The sequence below is a fragment of the Pseudomonas sp. BAV 4579 genome (assembly GCF_009765395.1).
Classification (GTDB): Bacteria; Pseudomonadota; Gammaproteobacteria; order Pseudomonadales; family Pseudomonadaceae; genus Chryseomonas; species Chryseomonas aestiva.
In genome coordinates this window covers 1-925 of sequence record NZ_WHOV01000229.1, presented here as the reverse complement: position 1 = coordinate 925, position 925 = coordinate 1, and the positions used below count along the sequence as shown (strand labels likewise).

The following is a 925-nucleotide window of genomic DNA, read 5'->3' as shown; positions in this document are numbered from 1 at the left end:
CCGGAAGTTCTGCAGGAACAGGAACATCACCAGGAACACCAGCAGGATCGCCTCGCCCAGGGTCTTGACCACCTCATGGATAGAGGCGGTGACCACCGGGGTGGTGTCATAGGGATAGACCACCTCCATGCCCGGCGGCATGAACGGCTTGAGGCGTTCGATGGTGGCGCGGACCGCCTTGGCGGTGTCCAGGGCATTGGCGCCGGTGGCCAGACGCAGCGCCATGCCGGCGGCCGGCTTGCCATCAAATTGCGCGAACGTGGAATAATTCTCGCCCCCCAGTTCCACCCGGGCCACGTCACGCAGGCGCACCTGGGCACCGCTCTGGTCGACCTTGAGGAAGATCTTGCCGAACTCCTCGACGCTGGTCAGGCGGGTCTTGCCAATGATGGTGGCATTGAGCTGCTGCCCCGGGACCGCCGGCAGGCCGCCGAGCTGACCGGAGGCGATCTGCACGTTCTGGCTCTGGATGGCGCTGCTGACGTCGACCGGGGTGAGCTGGTACTTCACCAGCTTTAGCGGATCCAGCCAGATGCGCATGGCGTACTGGGCACCGAATACCTGGAAGTCACCCACACCTGTGGTCCGTGCGATGGGATCTTGTAAGCTCGAAACAATGTAGTTAGACAGGTCTTCTGCGGTCGCTGAACTATCTTTGGATACCAGACCTACGATCATCAAGAAGTTTCGTTGATACTTGGCGACGCGTATGCCCTGCTGCTGGACTTCCTGCGGCAGGAGCGGCGTCGCCAGCTGCAGCTTGTTCTGCACCTGGACCTGGGCGATGTCGGAGTTGGTGCCCTGGTTGAAGGTCACGATGATGGTCATGCTGCCGTCGGAGTTGGACTCCGAGGAGATGTACCTGAGGTTGTCGATCCCGTTCATCTGCTGTTCGATGACCTGGACCACGGTGTCCTGCACCGTC

General features: G+C 61.4%; 1 protein-coding gene. It reads right to left on the bottom strand.

The features are described 5' to 3' along the window. Nucleotides 1–925, bottom strand: a 925-nt coding sequence (locus GSQ95_RS25535) for an efflux RND transporter permease subunit (protein ID WP_178123852.1), incomplete at both ends; no start/stop codon positions are given.